The sequence below is a fragment of the Vibrio sp. SSH13-20 genome, from assembly GCF_040104475.1.
Classification (GTDB): domain Bacteria; phylum Pseudomonadota; class Gammaproteobacteria; order Enterobacterales; family Vibrionaceae; genus Vibrio; species Vibrio harveyi.
This window is the reverse complement of the sequence record NZ_JBECOU010000001.1, coordinates 745,859-766,653: the sequence shown is the minus strand read 5'-3', so window position 1 is coordinate 766,653 and position 20,795 is coordinate 745,859. Positions and strand designations below refer to the sequence as shown.

General features: G+C 46.3%; 20 protein-coding genes. 3 read left to right on the top strand and 17 right to left on the bottom strand.

Annotation, left to right across the window (positions count from 1 at the left end):
• Position 1: 1 nt before the first annotated feature.
• Complete coding sequence (locus tag ABMY42_RS03345; protein ID WP_349265976.1) at positions 2-421, bottom strand: PaaI family thioesterase; 420 nt, start codon at positions 419-421, stop codon at positions 2-4.
• A gap of 294 nt (positions 422-715) precedes the next feature.
• On the opposite strand from ABMY42_RS03345, the gene ABMY42_RS03340 reads away from it, so the two are divergent.
• A complete protein-coding gene (locus tag ABMY42_RS03340; protein ID WP_349265975.1) occupies positions 716-2,476 on the top strand; it encodes an ABC transporter ATP-binding protein/permease in 1,761 nt (586 codons plus the stop codon).
• 440 nt (positions 2,477-2,916) lie between these two features.
• Here the strand turns inward: ABMY42_RS03340 and ABMY42_RS03335 are convergent, their stop codons facing one another.
• The 4 genes from ABMY42_RS03335 to ABMY42_RS03320 all read right to left on the bottom strand — a co-directional run bounded on the left by ABMY42_RS03335 (position 2,917) and on the right by ABMY42_RS03320 (position 5,892).
• Entirely contained in the window at positions 2,917-4,329 is a 1,413-nt protein-coding gene (locus ABMY42_RS03335) for a coniferyl aldehyde dehydrogenase (protein WP_349265974.1), read from the bottom strand.
• A gap of 128 nt (positions 4,330-4,457) precedes the next feature.
• Entirely contained in the window at positions 4,458-4,868 is a 411-nt protein-coding gene (locus ABMY42_RS03330) for a GNAT family N-acetyltransferase (protein WP_005451623.1), read from the bottom strand.
• Between the two features lie 3 nt (positions 4,869-4,871).
• Positions 4,872-5,426, bottom strand: a complete 555-nt coding sequence (locus tag ABMY42_RS03325) for a GNAT family protein (protein WP_349265973.1) — start codon at positions 5,424-5,426, stop codon at positions 4,872-4,874.
• 13 nt (positions 5,427-5,439) lie between these two features.
• Positions 5,440-5,892 (bottom strand): NUDIX domain-containing protein, encoded by a 453-nt coding sequence (locus tag ABMY42_RS03320; RefSeq protein ID WP_005451621.1) that lies wholly within the window; start codon positions 5,890-5,892, stop codon positions 5,440-5,442.
• Between the two features lie 150 nt (positions 5,893-6,042).
• Between ABMY42_RS03320 and ABMY42_RS03315 the strand changes: the two genes are divergently transcribed.
• Positions 6,043-6,942: a DMT family transporter gene (locus ABMY42_RS03315; protein ID WP_349265972.1), complete on the top strand. Its 900-nt coding sequence runs from the start codon at positions 6,043-6,045 to the stop codon at positions 6,940-6,942.
• 85 nt (positions 6,943-7,027) lie between these two features.
• Here ABMY42_RS03315 and ABMY42_RS03310 read toward each other — a convergent pair whose 3' ends face one another.
• On the bottom strand, positions 7,028-7,342 hold the full coding sequence (locus tag ABMY42_RS03310) for a multidrug efflux SMR transporter (protein WP_005451619.1): 315 nt from the start codon (positions 7,340-7,342) through the stop codon (positions 7,028-7,030).
• 617 nt (positions 7,343-7,959) lie between these two features.
• On the opposite strand from ABMY42_RS03310, the gene ABMY42_RS03305 reads away from it, so the two are divergent.
• Positions 7,960-9,324 carry an endonuclease/exonuclease/phosphatase family protein gene (locus ABMY42_RS03305; protein ID WP_274877752.1) on the top strand — a complete coding sequence of 455 codons (1,365 nt, stop codon included), beginning with the start codon at positions 7,960-7,962 and terminating at the stop codon, positions 9,322-9,324.
• A gap of 70 nt (positions 9,325-9,394) precedes the next feature.
• Here the strand turns inward: ABMY42_RS03305 and ABMY42_RS03300 are convergent, their stop codons facing one another.
• The 11 genes from ABMY42_RS03300 to ABMY42_RS03250 all read right to left on the bottom strand — a co-directional run bounded on the left by ABMY42_RS03300 (position 9,395) and on the right by ABMY42_RS03250 (position 20,752).
• Complete coding sequence (locus tag ABMY42_RS03300; RefSeq protein ID WP_009701640.1) at positions 9,395-9,934, bottom strand: phosphatase PAP2 family protein; 540 nt, start codon at positions 9,932-9,934, stop codon at positions 9,395-9,397.
• 184 nt (positions 9,935-10,118) lie between these two features.
• The gene (locus tag ABMY42_RS03295) at positions 10,119-11,213 is read right to left on the bottom strand and encodes an NADH:flavin oxidoreductase (protein WP_349265971.1); all 1,095 of its coding nucleotides are present in this window, start codon (positions 11,211-11,213) and stop codon (positions 10,119-10,121) included.
• A 264-nt stretch (positions 11,214-11,477) separates the two neighbouring features.
• Positions 11,478-12,350, bottom strand: coding sequence for a heme o synthase (gene cyoE, locus ABMY42_RS03290; RefSeq protein ID WP_274877743.1), 873 nt, complete (start codon positions 12,348-12,350; stop codon positions 11,478-11,480).
• A gap of 8 nt (positions 12,351-12,358) precedes the next feature.
• Positions 12,359-12,670, bottom strand: a complete 312-nt coding sequence (gene cyoD, locus ABMY42_RS03285; protein WP_005443825.1) for a cytochrome o ubiquinol oxidase subunit IV — start codon at positions 12,668-12,670, stop codon at positions 12,359-12,361.
• Positions 12,670-13,269, bottom strand: a complete 600-nt coding sequence (cyoC, locus tag ABMY42_RS03280) for a cytochrome o ubiquinol oxidase subunit III (RefSeq protein ID WP_005451611.1) — start codon at positions 13,267-13,269, stop codon at positions 12,670-12,672. The genes cyoD and cyoC overlap by 1 nt, the downstream gene beginning before the upstream one ends.
• Complete coding sequence (cyoB, locus tag ABMY42_RS03275) at positions 13,259-15,295, bottom strand: cytochrome o ubiquinol oxidase subunit I (protein ID WP_053050993.1); 2,037 nt, start codon at positions 15,293-15,295, stop codon at positions 13,259-13,261. The genes cyoC and cyoB overlap by 11 nt, the downstream gene beginning before the upstream one ends.
• Positions 15,296-15,300: 5 nt before the next feature.
• Positions 15,301-16,182 carry a ubiquinol oxidase subunit II gene (cyoA, locus tag ABMY42_RS03270; RefSeq protein ID WP_078609229.1) on the bottom strand — a complete coding sequence of 294 codons (882 nt, stop codon included), beginning with the start codon at positions 16,180-16,182 and terminating at the stop codon, positions 15,301-15,303.
• A gap of 913 nt (positions 16,183-17,095) precedes the next feature.
• Positions 17,096-17,854, bottom strand: a complete 759-nt coding sequence (locus ABMY42_RS03265; protein ID WP_349265970.1) for an SDR family oxidoreductase — start codon at positions 17,852-17,854, stop codon at positions 17,096-17,098.
• Positions 17,855-17,913: 59 nt separating this feature from the next.
• On the bottom strand, positions 17,914-18,819 hold the full coding sequence (gene mmsB, locus ABMY42_RS03260) for a 3-hydroxyisobutyrate dehydrogenase (protein ID WP_045418338.1): 906 nt from the start codon (positions 18,817-18,819) through the stop codon (positions 17,914-17,916).
• An 11-nt stretch (positions 18,820-18,830) separates the two neighbouring features.
• Positions 18,831-19,955, bottom strand: a complete 1,125-nt coding sequence (locus ABMY42_RS03255) for an enoyl-CoA hydratase/isomerase family protein (protein ID WP_349265969.1) — start codon at positions 19,953-19,955, stop codon at positions 18,831-18,833.
• An 8-nt stretch (positions 19,956-19,963) separates the two neighbouring features.
• A complete protein-coding gene (locus ABMY42_RS03250; RefSeq protein WP_009701914.1) occupies positions 19,964-20,752 on the bottom strand; it encodes an enoyl-CoA hydratase in 789 nt (262 codons plus the stop codon).
• Positions 20,753-20,795 lie beyond the last annotated feature (43 nt).

The window sequence follows — 20,795 nt, the reverse complement described above, 5'->3', positions numbered from 1 at the left end:
GTCAATATTCGGCGTCGACAACATGCTGCATGAACTTCGCTTCTGCTTTTGAGTAACATTGTTCCCCCACATAGATTTCGCTTTGTAGTAGAAACATTCCTCGTTTGCTCTTTACGCAATGCGCCTCAACGCGAATGATGGCATTAAGGGGAACCGGTTTGATAAAGCGAACCTCGAGCTTTGCTGTCATCGCACATATCTCTTGAGCAAAAAGGCAGTGGGTCATAGCCGTGTCATGCAAAGCGCAGATTGCTCCGCCTTGCATGACACCTTGATATCCCTGAACTTTCTCTGTTGGTACGATTTCGCACTGCACGCCGCCATTCGGCATCTGGGAAAACTGAACAGTATCGTTGGCGTTGAAAAATGGCTGGCAACACACTGCACACTGCTGGTGGTTTTTGGGGTAGTGGTGTGACATAAAATCCTTCTGTATCTGAGACGTCTCTGAACTTAAGCTGCTTTAATAAGAGCGTTCACGAATCATGCATCTAACTCAACATTCAAAGGTGAGAGGCGCTTATTCATTGGTAATGGGATATGAACTGTAGCTCTCATTATTAGCATATGCCAATAACAAATAGTGAGAAATTAGGTTCCATGAGACTGTGTTCTTTCTAACGAATGAACCATGACTCGAATCAGACGCGCCACTGGTCACGTCTCAAAAAGTCGCTTACTATGCCAAGTACCTATAAAGCTTTGTGAGCTACTCATGAGCAGTAAAAATAATAAAAACCTTGGCATTCTTCTTAAACTCAACACCTTTATTTCGCCTTATAAATGGCGTGTCGCTGCTGCCCTAGTCGCACTTGTTGCGACAGCAAGCCTAACGTTGTCCGTCGGTTATGGCGTACGTATCTTGATTGACCAAGGCTTTGCTCAGCAATCATTACAAGAGCTAACCAACGCGATTCAGTTTATTGTTGCCGTCACTTTATGTATTGCCGTTGGAACGTTCTTCCGCTTCTACCTGGTTTCTTCGGTTGGAGAACGCGTCAGCGCAGATATTCGCCTTGCGGTGTTTAATCATGTGATTACCCTGCATCCGAGCTATTTTGAGACCAACAGCAGCGGCGATATTATGTCTCGCCTCACGACTGATACGACTCTACTTCAGAGCATTATTGGTTCGTCGTTTTCCATGGCGATGCGCAGTGCATTGATGTGCTTTGGTGCGATCATTATGTTGTTCGCTACTAACGTTAAGCTCACTTTGATAGTTTTGGCGTCTGTGCCTTTTGTCTTGGTGCCGATATTAGTTTATGGTCGGCGCGTTCGTGCTTTATCGCGTCAAAGCCAAGACACAATGGCGGATGTGGGCAGCTACGCTGGCGAAGCGATAGAACACATAAAAACGGTGCAAAGCTTTAGCTCAGAGCAGCATGAACGCGCAGCGTTTGCTGTCGAAGTAGAAAAAGCCTACGAGGTTGGCAGACAACGCGTCAAACAGCGCGCAATCTTGATCTCCGGCGTTATTGTGATTGTTTTCAGCGCTATTGCAGGCATGCTTTGGGTAGGTGGCAGTGACGTTATTCATGGCAAGATGTCGGCTGGTGATTTAGCTGCGTTTGTGTTCTATGCCATCATGGTTGCATCCTCTACTGCCACTATTTCTGAAGTGATGGGAGAATTGCAACGAGCCGCTGGTGCAACCGAACGATTGATTGAGATCCTGCAAGTTGAGAGTGATATCAGTGCACCAAGCTATCACCTTACTATTACCGACCGCATGCCTGCAGAAGTCACGTTTGACTCAGTGAACTTCAACTACCCTTCTCGCCCCGATCAGCCAGCTATTAAAGGATTAAATCTCAAAGCAGAACAAGGGAAAGTGTTAGCCTTGGTTGGTCCTTCTGGTGCCGGTAAAACAACGCTGTTTGAGCTGCTACAACGATTTTACGACCCGCAGCAAGGACATGTATTGTTTGGAGGTGAAGATATTCGACAGTTCGATCCTAACGATCTTCGCCGCCAAATGGCATTAGTCCCACAGCAACCCGCATTGTTTAGCCATGATGTATTCCACAATATTCGCTACGGTAATCCGGAAGCCACAGACGAACAAGTGATTGAAGCAGCAAAGAAAGCCCATGCTCATGAATTTATCGAAAAGCTACCTGACGGCTATCATAGTTTTTTAGGTGAGCGTGGCGTAAGGCTATCTGGCGGTCAAAAACAGCGAATTGCCATTGCTCGTGCAATTCTAAAAGATCCGAAAATTCTGCTGCTTGATGAAGCCACCAGCGCACTTGACAGTGAAAGTGAACATCATGTTCAACAAGCGCTTGAAGCCTTGATGAAAGACCGCACTACGTTGATCATCGCACACCGCTTATCGACAATTCAGCACGCAGATAAAATTGCAGTACTCGACGGTGGCGAACTGATTGATATCGGTAATCATCAATCACTGATGCAAAGCTGTGAACTGTATCAACGATTGGTCGCGTTGCAGTTTAAACATCTAGAATAGCGACGACGTTTAGCGCTAGCGATGTTAACGAAACAAAGAAACTATACCCAAGTGACTTCAAGATGCAGGATTCAGAGCGTTGTCATTGATTCGAGAGCAAGGAAAACAACGCAGTGTAATAGCCAGCTCTTTCCAAGTTGTTTGACGCAGCAATCGGGTCAATGACACGCTCCCAAAGGGCGAGCTGCCTTGGCTTGTATACTTTGTTGCCGATTCTTGATTTAGACCCACTAAACCTTTAAATCGCCGCCGCGTCTACAAACCAAGTCAGTCTCGCTGAACCTAGCATCTCGAGGTTACTTGGGTATAAATATGAAAAAGCGCACCACGACGATATGTTAAGGTGCGCTTATTTGTTTGCCCAGCAGCTAATACGAGTCAGTCATAGACCTCCGGCTCTGCCGCAGAATGTTTTTCTTGAAGTTCCAATATCAATAGCGTTAACGCATAAAGAACTTTTGCAATGCTTTGATCGCCATGCCACGACGTTCCAGCAACATGCCTACACGAGGTAGCCACGTTGGTGTACTCAGGATGGTTTTGGCGTGACTAAAGGTTCTAAACCCTTCCTCGCCATGGTAGTGACCGATACCAGATTCACCAATACCACCAAATGGTGCGTCTTCCGCGCCAACGTGCAAAATCGTGTCGTTCACTCCGACCCCACCACTGTGAGTGTTACGGGTAATTCGCTCAATAATGCTCTTATCTTCTGACATGATGTAGAGCGCAAGTGGGCGTTGATTCTGGTTGATGTAGCTGATGACCTCTTGGATATCACGGTAAGGCTTGATTGGCATAAGAGGACCAAAGATCTCTTCCTGCATAATGGTCATCTCTTTCGAAACATTGGTGACTAAGTGCGGATATAATCGTCGACCTTCTGCTCTCGTTTCAGGCACGGTATGTAACTCCGCGCCCTTGGCTTTGGCATCTTCCAATACCGCCTTTAATCGGTCGTACTGACGCTGATTGATGATATGAGTAAAACCTTGTTCTTCTTGACCTTTGAGGTACAGCGCTTCAAAACGTTGTAAGAAGAGCGCGACGAACTCATTAACCCTTCCCTCTGGTACAAAGGCATAATCTGGCGCAACACAAATTTGTCCGGCATTGATGCATTTACCGAACAAAATCGCATCAACTGCTTTGTTCAAGTTAGCATCGTCTGCCACGATAACTGGAGACTTACCACCAAGCTCCAAGGTGATTGGGGTTAAATTCTCCGCTGCAGCACGAGCAACCGCGCGACCAACATTAGTAGAGCCAGTAAACAGCAAGTGGTCGAACGGTAATTTGCTGAACGCTTGAGCCACTTCGGCTGCGCCCTCAACCACCTCGACATCTTCAGGCAACGCTCGACAAATCTCAGAAATCACCTTGTTGGTCATAGGAGTGAATTCACTCAGTTTCATCATCACTCGGTTGCCTGCCGCAAGCGCAGTCACTAATGGCGAGAGACTCAGAATTACAGGGAAGTTCCAAGGCGAGATGATACCTACTACACCAACAGGTTGATATTCAACGGTGACTTTAGACGGGGCAAGTAACAAACCAGAATGACGGCGACTTGGCTTACACCATTTATTAAGGCGTTTTAAGGTGTAATTGATTTGAGCAACCGTCGGCAATACATCCGTCATTGCCGTATCAAATTCAGAGCGGTAACCAAAGTCGGTACTTAAGGCTTCCACTAGCGCTTGCTGGTTATTCAAAATAGTCTGCTTAAGAAGGTTAAGCTTTTGCTTTCTTGCCTCTAAGCCCGGATAAGGTTCGGCATTGTATGCAGCTTTGAGCTTATCCAATTTTTGTTGCAGCAGTTGACCAACTTCGATGTCGACGATCGCATTCATGATTTTCTCCTTGTGCACCCAATCTAGGGCAATGTCGCACTTATGTATGATTTAAAGTTAACATAAGGGCAACATCCTGACTATTAACGCAATAAGGAAGTTAGAGTTCAAACTCAGATTTGTTTCGGTTAAAGCGCAAGTTTCATCTTGTAGTAAGAGACGTCAGATTTGTAGAAGCGTTCGCCTTCAACGTTCATCCCAAATTTTTCGTAAAAAGCCAGTGCGGATTCTCTCGCATCGCACCAGAAATATTCAACAGGTGAGAACTTAAGACTTTCTAACACATATCGAATCATGGATGAACCAATACCCAACCCTTGATACTCAGGCAAGATAGCAAACTTGCGCAATCGAGCTTGATTGTCATCTCGGTATATCGACGCCACCCCCACCAATACGCTGTCGACGAATGCGCCAAAATGCTCCGCTTCCTCGTCGCCCTCTACTTTGCAATGTTCGATGGGTTTATTTGCCCAAAGTACTTGATGGCGAATTGGCATCGCATCTTGCCAAGTGATTTTATCTATACTGATGTTCATGCGTTACGACTCTCTCAAATGCAATTCATAAATGCCCAAACGCTGACTGGCGTCGAGCATCTCAAAATCATGATCAATGTATTCCTTTAGCGTCGCACCAGCGCGCTCTGCAATTTTGATGCTTGGTATGTTGTCTTCCATGCAATGAAATTGGATCACTTTGGCATTGCCTCTTTCTCGAATCAGTGGCACCAAACTCATCAAGACCAAATCAATTATTTGATGACCCCGACCTTTCTCCGCCAACCAATATCCAATCTCGGTCGCTTTGCTTTGTGTTTCGATGCCTTTGATACCAAGCACACCGACAAACTCTTGATTTAGTTTTATCGCAAACCAATAAGCATCGAGAGCATTGGAATTAATCCGTTGAGAAATATACGCCACCGCTTCTCTACGGTTAGTGACCCAGTCTGTCCAAGGTAGATATTGAGATAAACTCTCCCGACTCTCATTAACCACAGAGAGCAAGGTAGAAGCATGTTTAGTCAGCAAAGGCTCAATGGAAATACGCTCAGTAATTTGTAGTGCCTGATGTTGTTCATAGCCTTGGTACATAGTGATTCCGTAGTTAACTTTGCTTGATCAAAGTGAATGGCGTCAGTTCGCTTTCAACATAGTGTTTCCATACATGCTCGTACAGGTGATGTTGATTGGCAAATGGTACGAGTTGTTTTGCCTCTTCTAACGTGCACCAACGGTAGTCGGTGTGTTCATGATTAAGCGTTACTGTTTGATTTGGTTTGCAGAATAATACAAAACAAGGAATAACCATGATTCGATTCTTGTGCGCTTCATAAAATTGTTCGAGAAAATCTGCAGTATGAAGCTCTACATCTTCAATCTGTGTTTCTTCCTTAAGCTCTCGTACGATCGTTTGCCAGCCAGTTTCCCCCTCTTCGACACCACCAGCGACATGACACCAGTAACCGCCTTTCACTCGTTCTAGTAATAGCATTTTCTTTATGCCGTCGAATTCAGAAATCACCACACCGGACACATGCGTTGCTTGAATAGGAATCATCCACTTTTCCTTTAGAAATTGTTGTTTTTTACTCTGAGCAAGACAGTCTACCTCGGTTCAAAAAGAAACGCGGGCTTTATCACAGCGCGCTGATCTTTTTGTGAGTTTAGTGTGCTAAAGTGCGATCTCCCGCAATAAACGAGCAGTAAGATGCCTAACTCACTCAACTCAATGATTCCCATTGGCGTGCGCTTTATGGTGCTGTCCGCGTTTGGTTTTGCACTGATGTCTGCCACGGTCAAGCACGTTAGCTTACACGACATTCCCGTATTTGAAATCGTAGCCGCTAGGGCGCTGGTTTCGTTAGTGATCAGCTATCTCGATGTAAAACGTAAAGGTATATCCGTTTGGGGTAATAATAAGCCCTTGCTCTTTGCTCGCGGTGCCGTTGGAACCATGGCTCTGATGTGCGTGTACTATTCCGTTACGACTTTGCCCCTGGCTGAAGCGACCATTTTCCAGTATATCCACCCTGTATTTACTGCCTTACTCGCCGTTTTCTTCCTTAAAGAACGTATCCAGTTCTCGACGTTTATTTGTATCGCCCTTTGTTTACTTGGGGTCTACGTCATGGTGCGACCAGAAACTGGTCCAGACGCCGAACATGCCTTACCAATGTTCAGTGTGATGATTGCTATCTTAGGCGCATTTGGCAGCTCTATTGCGTATGTAATCGTACGTAAGCTAAGCCAGACAGAAGACAGCTCTGTCATCATCTTTTACTTCCCATTAGTGGCGCTGCCTGCATCGATTCTTTTGATTGGCGATCAATTCGTCATGCCGGATTTGTATCTAACAATGATGCTTGTTTTGGTTGGTGTGTTTACTCAGATAGGACAACTGGGGTTAACGAAGGCAATGCAAACACAAGAAGCTGGTAAAGCATCGGCTTACTCATATGTACAGATCATTTTTTCTGTTGTGTTAGGTATCGTCTTCTTTGGAGAACTGCCTGCGGCATGGACATATCTGGGGGGAGCTCTCATCGTGACTGGCGCTTTGATTAATGTCTTTGGACAGCACCTAAAACTGCCATTTATGAAGCGATAATAAGCTCTTTATAAAGGAATCCCTTGGTTTCAAACAACAAAAGCCAGATCAAGACTCTGGCTTTTCTTTTGACAGCTCAACTAGATTAAGCGGCGAACTTTAAGCCAGCAATACCGGCAACAATGAGCAGCAAGCTGATGAGCTTGATTAACGTGGCTGGTTCATTAAATAAATAGATGCTGGCAATCGCAGTTCCTATAGCCCCTATTCCAACCCATACACCGTAGGCAATGCCTAGAGGCAATGTTCTAAGTGCAATACCAAGTAACCAAAAGCTTAACACCATAAACCCAACCGTAAAGGCAGACGGCGCAAGCTTACTAAAGCCTTCCGAGTATTTAAGACCGACCGCCCATGCCACTTCGCATAGCCCCGCGAGAAATAGAATTGCCCAAGCCATTGAGAGATTCCAAATGATTGGGGTCGTCCCCGATAGTTATAAGAGCGGTGAGGTCGTCCTCACTTCTTGTGAATCCATATTATAAATAAAAAGCGCTTACCAACAAAATTGAAGTGACTTCACGCAAACGTTGAACCGATTAATAGGAAAAATAAGTTCATTTAATATACCCAAGTAACCTCGAGATGTTGGGTTCAGCGAGAATGACTTGGTTTGTAGACGCGGCGGCGATTTAAAGATCTAGTCATTCTAAATCAAGAATCGGCAACAAAGTATACAAGCCAAGACAGCTCGCCCTTTGGGAGCGTGTCATTGACCCGATTGCTGCGTCAAACAACTTGGAAAGAGCTAACTATTACACTGCGTTGTTTTCCTTGCTCTCGAATCAATGACAACGCTCTGAATCCTGCATCTTGAAGTCACTTGGGTATAGACACCTTTATTTAACAGTTTGTATATAAACTTCTGCTGTTGAAAGTGATGCATTTATTGCACAAATCACACAAAACCGGAACAATCATGCAAATTCGCAATCGTTTGTGTGATTCATGTCGCTTACAAAAGCTACTGATAACTTTAGTATTTGCGCGAATCCAATTATAAGGTATGACATACCCATGAAATATATAAAAACACCTCTTGCTCTCCTCATTGGTGCGACCCTACTTACCGGATGCAATGACGATACTGAATATGTGAATGTTCAACCTAAAGAAGTAAAGATCGCCACTTATAACCTCTCTTTTGATCGCTATACTTTCGAAGCTCTTGTTGCAGAAATGCAAGTTGAACCAGCAAAACAAACTCAGCTCGTTACTGCGTACCTTGATAAATCAATTGCTGCGGAAGACAAAGCAATGGCTGAGAAAGTCATTCAGATCCGTAACGTAGCAGCAATCATCCAGAAGAACCGCCCTGATGTTCTGATGATGGCGGAATACAACAACGATGGCACTGGCGAAAACAAAGCCGCGCTAGAGGGCTTCCAGAAAAACTACCTTTCTATCGCACAAAGCCTTGAAGGTGCAGGCGGTAAAGCTGATCTAGAGCCTATCGAGTACCCGTACGCGGAGTCTTACTCGACAAATACTGGCTTAAATAGTGGCTTAGACTTAGATAACGATGGCGTAAAAGGCAAACTACCTGGTGACGCTTGGGGCTTTGGTAACTACCACGGTCAATACGCGTTCGCTTTAATGTCTAAATACAAAATCGACACAGACAACACACGTACTTTCCAAGAGTTTAAATGGAAAGATATGGAAGGCGCTAAGATCCCTACCATCACGCTATGTGATGACCCAAGCAAATTCCCTGAAGGCATGGACTGTGGTGACGATTGGTACACTGCTGAAGAGTGGGAGCAAATTCGTCTGTCTTCTAAAAACCACGTAGACGCACCAATTATCATCCCAACAGAAAAAGGCGATGAAGTTGTTCACCTGCTTATGTCACACCCGACCCCACCAGTGTTTGATACAGGTAAAAACAAAGTACAAAACGGTGCAGAGGTTGAGTTCTGGCATCATTACGTACAGGGTAAAGACTACTTCTACGATGATGCTGGTAAGAAAGGCGGTCTGGCAGAAGGTGCGAAGTTCGTCATGATGGGCGACCAAAACCTTGATCCATTGGATGGTGATGGCTTTAGTGAGATCATGCAAGCATTCCACAATGATCCATTAGTTAACCAAGACGTGATGAATGGCGAGCTTTACCCAACAAGCTTTGGCGCAGCAGAACACGCAGCGGACGGCAGTTCTACTCACCCAATTCCAAATCGCATTACTTCAACATTTGGTCTAGGTGTTGACTACGCTATGCCATCAGCAAACCTAAACGTTGTGGATTCTGGCGTTTACTGGGCTGCATCTTATGAAGAAGGTCGTGAGCTATTTAACGATCCTCGCATTGGTGAGAAAGGGAGCGGTAAGGATGTTTCTTCTGACCACCGCATGATCTGGATTAAAGCTCAGTTCTAATCACGAACGTTTTAGAATTTAGTAACACAAAGCCTCGGTTTATGCCGAGGCTTTTTTATCGGGTCTCAAATTACCAGCGGTAAGTAACTGAAACACCGACATCTTCACTTGTCACCCAAGGCACGAGTTGAACATTCTCATCATAAGCATCTGTAAACACGTAAGCACTCAATGTGCCCAATGCAGCACCAGCTAACACATCTCGCCAATAGTGTTTCTTCGCCTCTACTCTGCCATAGCCGACTAATGTGGCAACACCGTATGCAGGTAAACCTGCTTCCCAACCATAACGCAAATAAAGAGTAGTAGCCGAAGCAAAAGCATTGGCCGTATGGTTAGAAGGAAAACTGTCGTTGCCACTTTTATCTGGACGCTCAGCATCAATGGTGGTTTTACCAATTAAGCCAACACCAGACGCAGCACCAATACTAAAGCCAGCTTGCCAAAAGCCGTCCCAGTCCCCTTTGTATACCGGAACAGCCGCCGCCGTTGCGACCAAGCCATACGCGCCAATATCGGTCAACACGTCCCAATCTTTCTCACTCATGGCATAAGTAGATTGGGCACAAAGAGTGGAGACTACGCCAACCAAACGTACAATTTTCTTCATTAATACAACCAATTAGATTTAAAAGTGCGAGCGAAAACTATCACAGCTCTCGCGATTGTTCGACTGCAAAGTGTAACAATTGAAGCGTGAATTGTTTGTGAAAAGAGAATCAATGACTGGACTAAAGGGAGTGACCGGAGACATAAAACGGGCAGTTACACACAAACTGCCCGTTTCGGATGTTTTACTTTCTGCGCTTGTAAACCACGCAGAAGTTGCCACGCTTGGTGCGACACTTAGAACAACGTTCGCAATCTACTTCGGCGCGGTTACCGTCTTTCCAGCGCTTGATCAGTTGTGGCTCTGCCAATAACGGACGAGAAAGTGCGAAGAATTGAATCTTGGTATTTTCAGCCAAGTCTTCAATCGCACAAAAGTCGTTTAAACCACCTACGGTAATTACTGGTACGTTTACATCTTGGCTGATCACTTGACCGTATTCATGGAAGTAGCCTTCTTCTTGTAGCGTGTAACCGTCGAACGATTCACCTACCATGGTGCTTGCGTTGCCATGAATGTTACCCGATACGATAATTGCATCCACGCCCACTTCTTCTAGCTTTTTACAAACAATGCGCGTTTCATCGAACGTCAAACCGCCATCGAAGAATTCCGTTGCTGTCAGTTTCACCAGAATCGGGAAATCGTCACCAACTAGCTTGCGTGTTTCGGCATAGATCTCCATAAGGAAACGCATGCGGTTCTCAAGGCTACCGCCGTATTGGTCTTCGCGATGGTTGTAGTATGGGCTTAAGAACTGGTTGATCAAGTACGTGTGCGCCGCGTGGATTTCTACACCATCAAAGCCAGAATCTTGCGCACGCTTGCTCGCTAGCGCAAATGCTTTAACGATGTAGTCGATCTCATCTTGAGTCATCGCTTTGCCTTCCGTTTTGGTGCCGCGCTCAGGCACTTCACTAGGAGCAAAAATCACACGCTCACCAACGTTAAATGTCGTTTTTGTACCGCCATAAGCGATCTGCATAACGATCTTAGAGTCATGCTCATGAACAAGGTCAGTCAGCTTTTTGTATTCATCGATGAAAGAGTCGTTGTAGATCCCCATCATGCCTGCGTTCGGCTTCTCTTCTTCTACGATGTTTGCGTAGCCAGTAACGATCAGACCCACTTCACCTTTGGCAAGTTCTTCATAAATATCGTACAGCTTCTCGGTCATATGACCATCTTCTGTCGCCATATTTTCCCACGTTGCACTACGTACAAAGCGGTTCTTTAGTGTCATGTTGCCAATGCGGGCTTCTGAAAACAAAATGCTCAAGTCCAGTCCTCTTAAAATCTGTCTTTTTAGATGCATCACTACCGAGCAGGAACGAAAAAGGAACAGCGATACACAAAGCATGGCTGTTCCTTCTCTGAATTTCTGTTCAGTGCGATGAGCGACGCGAACCTTACCGCCGAAACTGCGGCAAAACTTTAATCTGGATTAAGGTTTGGTGAGATAGATCACCGATTCCGCATTCATTGTTTTTGTTCTCATCACTACTACTGATGCCATCAATCGTTAACTCAGATTTACTTTCCTTTAATGAATAAACGGCAGTGGAATCAACTCTAAGCCAAGCACACCACTGATGCTCATTACAACCAATAACGACACCTTAAACACCGTTTTGGACCATTGGATGTAGTTGTTGTAATTCACTTTTTGGAACGTCACCCGCGTCCACATAAAGCACACCGCCGCCGAGACCGCTAAATATTCGTAGCCGGCTTCACCCAGCATAAACAACCCAATAGCAACCACACCAAAAGCCACCACGTACGCCTTCATATGTTGATGGGCTTTGGTAATGCCCTCTTTAACGGGAAGAACAGGAATGCCTGCATCGCGGTAATCTTGCATGCGGAACATCGCAATCGCGTAAGAGTGCGGCATCTGCCAAAGACAAAACATAATGAAGAGTAAAATCGCTTCTAAGCTGATGTAGTTCGTCACCGCAAGGTAGCCCACTAGCGGAGGAACCGCGCCAGAAATGCTGCCGACTAAGGTGCCATAGACCGAATTTCGCTTGTACCACATGGTGTAGAAGAAGACGTAAAACACGTAACCCAAGAGTACAACCACAGCGGAGAGCGGATTCACCAGTTGGAATAGTAACGCTGTGCCATTCAACAGCAATACCAAAGCGTAAACAAACGCCGCATCGATGTTGATGTTTCCCATCACCAATTCACGGTTTTGCGTGCGCTTCATTTTTTGGTCGATATCGCGGTCGAAGATATTGTTCACCACGCATCCTGATGCAATCACAAGCCCGACGCCAACTAACGTTGTTAGCAACAACAGAAAGTTAGCGGGTTCTGATTTTGCGGCGAGGAAGAACCCCGCCGCAACAGAAATCAGGTTGCCGAAAATGATGCCCGGTTTAGTAATAGACAAATAACTTTTCAGCATACCCTAGCCTACAACTTCATGTTGACGTTCATGTTGTAGATGATCCAGATCGAACCAGCGATCAGAATCAACACAACAATGGCGGTAAACATCAGTGACACCACGTTCCACTGCCCTTCTGACGTCTTCACTTCCATGTGCAAGAAGTACTTAAAGTGCACGAAGATCTGCACAATCGCACAACCAAATAACACAGCATAAGTTGCGGTATCTGGCAGTACTTGCGCCCACACACAGTAGAAAGGAATCACGGTCAGGATCAGAGACGCAATAAAGCCCTTCACGTAATCAGAGGCACCTGTATCTAGATGTTGTTCCATTACATAACCCCCAATAAGTAAACGATTGTGAATACACAAATCCAAACGATGTCTAGGAAGTGCCAGAACAAGCTCAAGCACTGGAATCGCATCGACATGTTATCGTTCAAGCCTTTGGTTGAAAGTTGGTGGTAGCACACGGCTAGCCAGATCAAACCAAAGGTTACGTGCAAACCGTGCGTTCCGACCAAAGTGAAGAACGCAGATAGAAATGCACTTTCTTGTGGACCATAGCCTTCAACAATCAGGTGATGGAACTCATACACTTCCATCCCAATAAAGCCGGCACCAAGTAAGAAGGTCACTTTTAGCCAACGCTTTAACCCTGCAACGTCTTTGCGCTTCATCGCAATCATGCCGAAGCCAAACGTAATACTACTGAACAGCAGCAACATGGTTTCTACAAACACGAACGGCAGTTCGAAAATGTCTTTACCGGTTGGACCCGCAATAGAGCCGCTTTCTAGTACTGCGTAAGTCGCGAACAAAGTCGCAAACAATACACAGTCACTCATTAGGTAAATCCAAAAACCAAACAGCTTAATGCCGGCAGAATCATGGTGATGATCGTGGTCGTGAACCGCAACATTAGCTTGCATAAGTCACCTCCAGATCGTCTTTCTTATCGTTGTCTTTCACTTCGTTTTTCTTCGCTTCTTCAAGTTGAGCTCGACGCTCCGCTTCAATCGCTTTGATTTCTTCTACTTCAACGTAGTAATCCACGTCGTCGTTGTAGCTGTGTTGGATACACGTCACGATGATGCCAACAAAACTTGCTGCTGCTAGCCACCAGATGTACCAGATCATCGCGAAGCCAAATACCAATGCCCATGCAGACACATAAATACCTGTTGGTGTGTTCTTCGGCATGTGGATGCGTTCGTATTCCACTTCTTTGGTTGGATCGAATTCGCCACTCTGCTTTTGGTACCAGAACGCGTCTAGCACATCACCTTTTGGTAGGTGGGCAAAGTTGTAAAACGGCGGTGGTGAAGACGTCGCCCACTCGAAAGTACGACCGCCCCACGGGTCACCCGTTAGGTCACGGTTTTGCTCGCGGTCACGAACACTCACGTAGATTTGAATGAATTGACAAGCCACGCCAAGCGCAATCACTGCCGTACCTGCTGCTGCAACTGCCAACAATGGGAAGTATTCTGGGTTAAGGTCTTGGCTTAAACGACGCGTCATGCCCATAAAGCCCAGTGCATAAAGCGGTAGGAACGCCATTAGGAAGCCAACAATCCAGCAAATGAATGCACGTTTGCCCCATGTTTCGTTCATGGTGAAACCTGTCGCTTTCGGGAACCAGTAAGTGATTGCCGCGAAACAACCGAATACCACGCCACCAATGATTACGTTATGGAAGTGCGCAATCAGGAACACAGAGTTATGCAGAACAAAGTCCGCCCCCGGAACCGCCATCAGTACGCCCGTCATACCACCAACTGAGAAGGTAATCAGGAAACCAACTGTCCACATCATCGGCGTGGTAAAGCGGATTCGCCCTTTGTACATGGTGAATAGCCAGTTGAAGATCTTCACCCCGGTCGGGATAGAGATAATCATGGTGGCGATGCCGAAGAATGCATTCACATTTGCACCTGAGCCCATGGTGAAGAAGTGATGCAGCCAAACGACGAACGCCAAAATCGTAATTACGATGGTCGCCCATACTAGTGAGGTGTAACCAAACAGCTTCTTGCGTGAGAAGGTTGCCGTTACCTCAGAGAACACACCAAAAATAGGCAAGATCAGGATGTACACTTCTGGGTGACCCCATGCCCAAATCAGGTTGACGTACATCATTACGTTTCCGCCAAGATCATTGGTGAAGAAGTGCGTGCCGATGTAACGATCCAGCGTCAGTAACGCGATGGTTACGGTTAGGATTGGGAATGAAATGATGATTAGGATGTTGGCACACAGGGAAGCCCACGTGAACACTGGCATCTTCATCATTGGCATAGACGGCGTACGCATGCGCAAAATAGTCGCAAAGAAGTTCACGCCCGTCAGTGTGGTACCGACACCGGATATTTGCAGCGCCCATATCCAATAATCCACCCCAACTCCGGGGCTTGCCTCGATACCAGACAACGGCGGATACGCCAACCAACCAGTACGACCAAACTCACCCAAGCCAAGTGACATATTGGTGAGGATCACGCCCACAATAAACAACCAGAAGCTTAGGTTGTTTAGGTAAGGGAATGCCACATCACGCGCACCAATTTGCAGCGGCACGATGATGTTCATCAAACCAATCACTAACGGCATCGCCACGAAGAAAATCATGATTACGCCATGGGCAGTAAAGATTTGGTCGTAGTGATGTGGGGGTAAATAACCACTCTCACCTGCCGCAGAAAGCAGTTGTTGGCTACGCATCATGACCGCATCAGCAAAGCCACGAATCAACATCACCATTGCCACAGCGATGTACATAAAGCCTAGTTTTTTGTGGTCTACCGAAGTAAACCATTCATTCCATAAGTATTGCCACTTACCCGCTTTGGTTATCGCCGCAACGACAGCCAAACCAACGATCGCGATCACCGCTAGAGTGACGACAATAATCGGCTCGTGATAAGGGATTGATTCAAGTGTTAATCTTCCAAACATTGCGATTATCCTAGATTTTCCGGCAAACAGTTCATTGAACCCGGATGCTGGGTCACGACGTCGGTGAACAAAAATGGTGGAATACTAGAGAACATCTTCACAGGCTCCGCCACCGTCGGTGATGCAAGCGCACGGAATTGCTCCCAGTCTTCGATTCGATCAGGGCTGGCTTTCACTTGCTGCACCCAATTCAGGAATGCAGTGCGATCTTCCATCGCCGCTGCGGTAAATTTCATTTGCGAGAACCCCTTACCGCTGTAGTTAGAAGCAAAGCCTTTGTAATCCCCTGTGTGGTTCGCAATCAGATTCAACTTGGTCACCATGCCTGGCATCGCGTAGATCTGAGTACCGAGACGCGGGATAAAGAACGCGTTCATGATGTTGTCTGAGGTCAGTTTGAACTGAACCGGAACATCTTTCGGAAACGCCACGTAGTTCACTGTCGCAATGTTCTCTTCTGGATAGATGAACAGCCATTTCCAGTCGAGTGACACCACCTCAATGGTGATGGGTTTGACGTCACTTGCGATGGGCTTGGATGGCTCTAACTCGTGAGTAGAACGCCAAGTGATGGTTGCCAGAATCGCGATGATGATGATTGGAATCGTCCACACCACCACTTCGATCTTGGTCGAGTGCGCCCACTCTGGAGCGTATTCCTCGCCAGTGTTCGACTCTCGGTAGCGGTAAGCAAAATAGATTGTCATTAAAATCACGGGGATCACGACAATCAGCATCAGTAAAAGCGCTGTAATGATCAGTTCTTTTTCCTGAACGCCAATACTACCTTTCGGGTCAAGTAGAGCAGAGTTACACCCCGAAAGCATAAGAATGGTTCCTGCCAAACTTATCCTCGCTAAGATGCGTTTGTATCTTGAAGCTTCCATTAACTTTCTCGATGGTTAGCCAACAACAGAGCAAGCCCTGCGATTGGTTGTCTTGGTCATTAGAATATTTTTGTGTTGAGCTTGTGCAGCAATGGACTTCTTGGTGGGAGGTATCAAGTTGCTTGATGGTTAAAACCACACTCACAACGTGAGTTTATTGTTACACTTTGAAATACATTGTTACATTCGAGCGCATTATGCGGAGGGAAAAAGGAAAGCTCATTAGCCACAGATGGAAACTAACGTTCCATTTATGAAAGCTTATATTGATATAGGAATAGCAAAACAGGTGCACAACATTAACGTACTACATCGCATATTCTTTTCTTTACAGTAACTTAAGCAATGTAAACGAGAAGAGTAATCAGTTGCGTATTCGGCACGAGAGTGTGAGCTACATTAGAAAGTGCGAATTAAGGAAAGCGTGACCAGTGTCATAGTTATGAATTCACATACTATTTACATGGCATTTCAAATTTCAATCACCGCGAACGATATATCATTCACAAACTCTATGTTTTAACGAGTAACGGGGAAAACGCCCACTGAACTGTTAACTCAATTTAACACTAAGTAGCGACGTCTTTAGCTTGAGAACATTTCATTCTGTACATTTAAATTTGTGAGTTCATTCGAGGCTAAGAAGCTAACAGTCTTTGTTGGGCTTACGATGAGTTTATTGTTTGATTACGGTGAAAAATCAGGCATTACGGTCATGTCCAAACTTCTTATTATAACGTTTAATTACGTCATCATTTTTTCTTTTACAGTGTGGTTCTGGTCTGATGCAGACGACTCGACTAAAACTGGTTTGTTTTATTTCGTGTTCGGAATGGCATTCTTCCAAAATGCTTATTACACACACAAAATTGAGACACTCAAAAACAAGAAAGAGCCGTAATCGGCTCTTTCTTCACATTCTCATCCCGCCATCCACTTCGAGCACTCGCCCTGTGAAGTAGTCGTTTTCAAGAATGTATTTCACAGCATGAGCAATCTCACTCGTCTCCCCCATCCTACCGACGGGTATCATCTTTTGCAGCCGGTCTATGGCTTCTGGTTTCATTTGATCTGCCATTGCCGTTTTGACGACACCGGGCGCAATAGCCGCAGAGCGAATGCTATATCTGGCGAGTTCTCTTGCCCATGTTGTTGCCATGGTTGCGACGGCAGCTTTCGATGCCGAGTAATTGGTTTGTCCAATATTGCCTGCTCTCGCCACGCTGGAGATGTTGATAATAGCTCCCTTCGAGCCACTCTCGATCATTTTGACTGCCGCTTCTCGACCACACAAGAAGGTGCCTGTGACGTTGACGTTCATCACTAGGTTGAACTGCTCAAGCGACATCTTGGTGATCTCGCCGTCTTTGGCTTTGACTAACAATCCATCTCGCAACACGCCAGCGTTATTAACTAAGCCATTTAGCTGCCCAAAGTCTTGAAGAATCTCATTAAAGGTATCCTCCACTTCAGATTCATTGGTGACATCAAGTCGATAGATCAAAGCTTTGGCACTGAGCATCCGGCATTGTTCTTGGGTATTCAGCAGTCCCGTTTCGTTAACATCTAGCAATGCTAAATCTGCGCCCGCTTGAGCAAGGCTGACCGCCATCATCTGTCCTAGTCCTTGCCCCGCACCTGTGATTGCAATGACACTGTTTTTTAAATCCATATCTGTACTCCATTACTGGACAACTTCCATGCTCAAACGCCTGATAGGGAATCTCGCTTTTAGCCCTTCTGATTCTTATAGAATTCAAACAAGCTAGAGAAATCGAGTTCTGCATGACCTGCTGCGTTATGGAATGCATAAAGATTACGAGCCAAAGAGCCCATCGGAACAGAAGAGTTGGTTTGCAGCGCCGCATCCAAGCCTAAGCCAAGATCTTTGAGCATCAACTTGCTCATAAAGCCGGGATTGTATTGATTACTCGCTGGCGCAGAGTCCATCACACCTGGGCATGGGTTATAGAGCTCCAGCGCCCAGTTTCGACCAGAGCTTTGCAGCATGATATTGGATAAGACTTTCGGGTCGAGACCGTGATCAATGCCGAGATTGAGTGCCTCACAGGTTCCCGACATCAAGATACCCAACATCAGGTTATTACAGATTTTTGCCATCTGACCGTCGCCCGCTTTACCAGCGTGGAACACGTTCTTGCCCATGTATTGCAAGATCGCATTGGCTTTGGAGAACGCCTCATCCGAGCCACCAACAATAAAGGTCAGCGTTGCTGCTTTTGCACCTGCTACACCACCGGAGACGGGAGAATCGACAAACAACAGTCGTTTGTTCTGAGCTTCGTTCGCCACCAAGCGTGCGGAATCTGGATCGATGGTCGAACAGTCAATCAGCAATGCGTTGTCCTGCACAATGTTAAGCAGACCGACACCACCGTGTAAATCCCCCAAGTACACCGCGCGCACGTGTGCACCTGCTGGTAGCATGGTGATGACCGTTCCTGCGCCATCTACGGCTTCTTCTAACGTACTGGCAACCACCGCGCCAAACGGTTCAAGTTGCCTCGCCGCGTTCACATCCACATCGAACACTTGCACGTGAAACCCTGACGCCAATAGGTTTTGTGCCATTGGACTGCCCATGTTGCCCAAGCCAATAAATGCAATGGTACTCATGTTGTTTCTCCTTATTTTCCTAGCTGTGCAAGTGGATGTTCCTCTTCTGACCAAAGAGAAGTGAACAAGGTATCGATGACGCTCTCATCGACTTCACTGACGCTGTTAAACATCCATTTTGGATTGCCGTCTTTATCAACTAATCGAGAGCGCACGCCCTCTTCAAATTCACCGAGTAATGCGCTACGAACTGACAAGGTTAGCTCTAGACGGAAGCAATCCGCCAACGACAAACGATGGTACTCTTTGACTTGTCTAAAACAGATATGTGCGGTGATCGGACTGCCCGCAACAAACGATTTTTGTGCGTTCTCAAGCCATTGGGTGTCGCCTTCCATTGCTTGAATACGTTGGGCAATCTGATTTAAGTCATAGCCTTTGCAGGCTTCTTTAATTTGGTCGAGATAAGGGCAAATCTGAGTTGTCGGCTTGCTGTCGATGACTTGATCTTCCATCAATTGAAGTAACGCACTGACGAGCGATTTGGCATCGGCAGAGCCCCAATCGACTTGCTTCAGCTCTTCTAACAGTGCCGGATATTGCTCTTCCAACAGCAACCATTCTGCCAGCCCTATAGTGACAGCGTCACTTGAATTCACCATTGCGCCAGTCAAACCAAGGAACAAACCTACCTCTGGGTCGATTTGGCTTAAGAACCAAGTGCCACCCACGTCCGGGTAAAGCCCGATATTGATCTCCGGCATCGCAAGGCGAGATTTAGGGGTGACGACTCTGTGGCTAGTGCCCATAAACAAGCCCATGCCGCCGCCCATCACAATGCCCTCTCCCCAGCCAATGATTGGCTTTTGGTAGGTATGAATCAGGTAGTCGCATTCGTACTCAAGCGAGAAGTAGTCAGAACAGAACTCGGCAGTTTCTTCTTTACTTTTCTCGTGCATGACGTGGTACATGGTTCGTACATCGCCCCCTGCACAAAACGCTTTTTCACCCGCGCCATTGAGGATGACACACACCAAATCAGGGTCATCTTGCCATTCGATAAGTTGGTCGTTGAGCTCTGCCAACATGTCGTAAGTCAACGCGTTCAAAGAAGCCTTGTTGTCTAACGTCGCGATACCAATTCGGTGCACGCCGTCTAAGCAATCTATTTCGCTAATGGTTACTTTCCCTGTCATGCGACCTCCTATTGATTCTTCCAGTTGGGTTTACGTTTTTCTAAGAAGGCACGAACCCCCTCGGTTTGATCTTCGGTATCGAATAAGTTTAGAAACAGTTCTCGCTCTTTTATCAGACCATGTTTGAGTGGCGCTGAGCGCATGTTTTGGATAAGCGCTTTACATGCGGTTACCGAAGACGGCGATTGATTGGCAACCGACTCTGCAAGCTCAATGGCTTTATTAAGCGCTCCACCTTTTGCCACCACTTCTTCTGCTAACCCGAGTTCTCGCGCTTGTGCTGCACCGACTTGTTCACCACACAATATGATGCGTTTCGCCCAACCTTCACCGACCAATGCGGTTAGGTTTTGCGTACCACCAGCACAAGGCAGTAAGCCTACTTTCGCTTCTGGCAGTGCCAGCACGGCTTGCTCTTCCACCACACGAATATCACAAGCCAATGCGACTTCTAATCCGCCTCCCATGGCGTAGCCGTTAATGGCTGCGATGGAAACCCCTCGAAATGCAGAGAGCGTTTCAAAGGCTTCACCAAAGATACGCGCCATTTCTAACGCAACCGCTTTATCGCCATCAGCAAACAACTTGAGGTCTGCACCTGCAGAGAAAAACTTCTCACCATTCCCTGTGAGCACTAGAGCGTAAACGTCTTTATTGTCGTTTAGCGCCAGCACTAGCTCTTTCAACGCGGTTAAACTTTGTGACGTCCAAGTATTGGCGGGCGGGTTGTTCATGGTCACCACCGCAACATGATTGCTGATGGTATGTTGAATCGCTTGTTGTTCTGTTAGTGACATATCTCTGAATCCTTTCTTGATGAAAATGACCTGAGCTTTACGG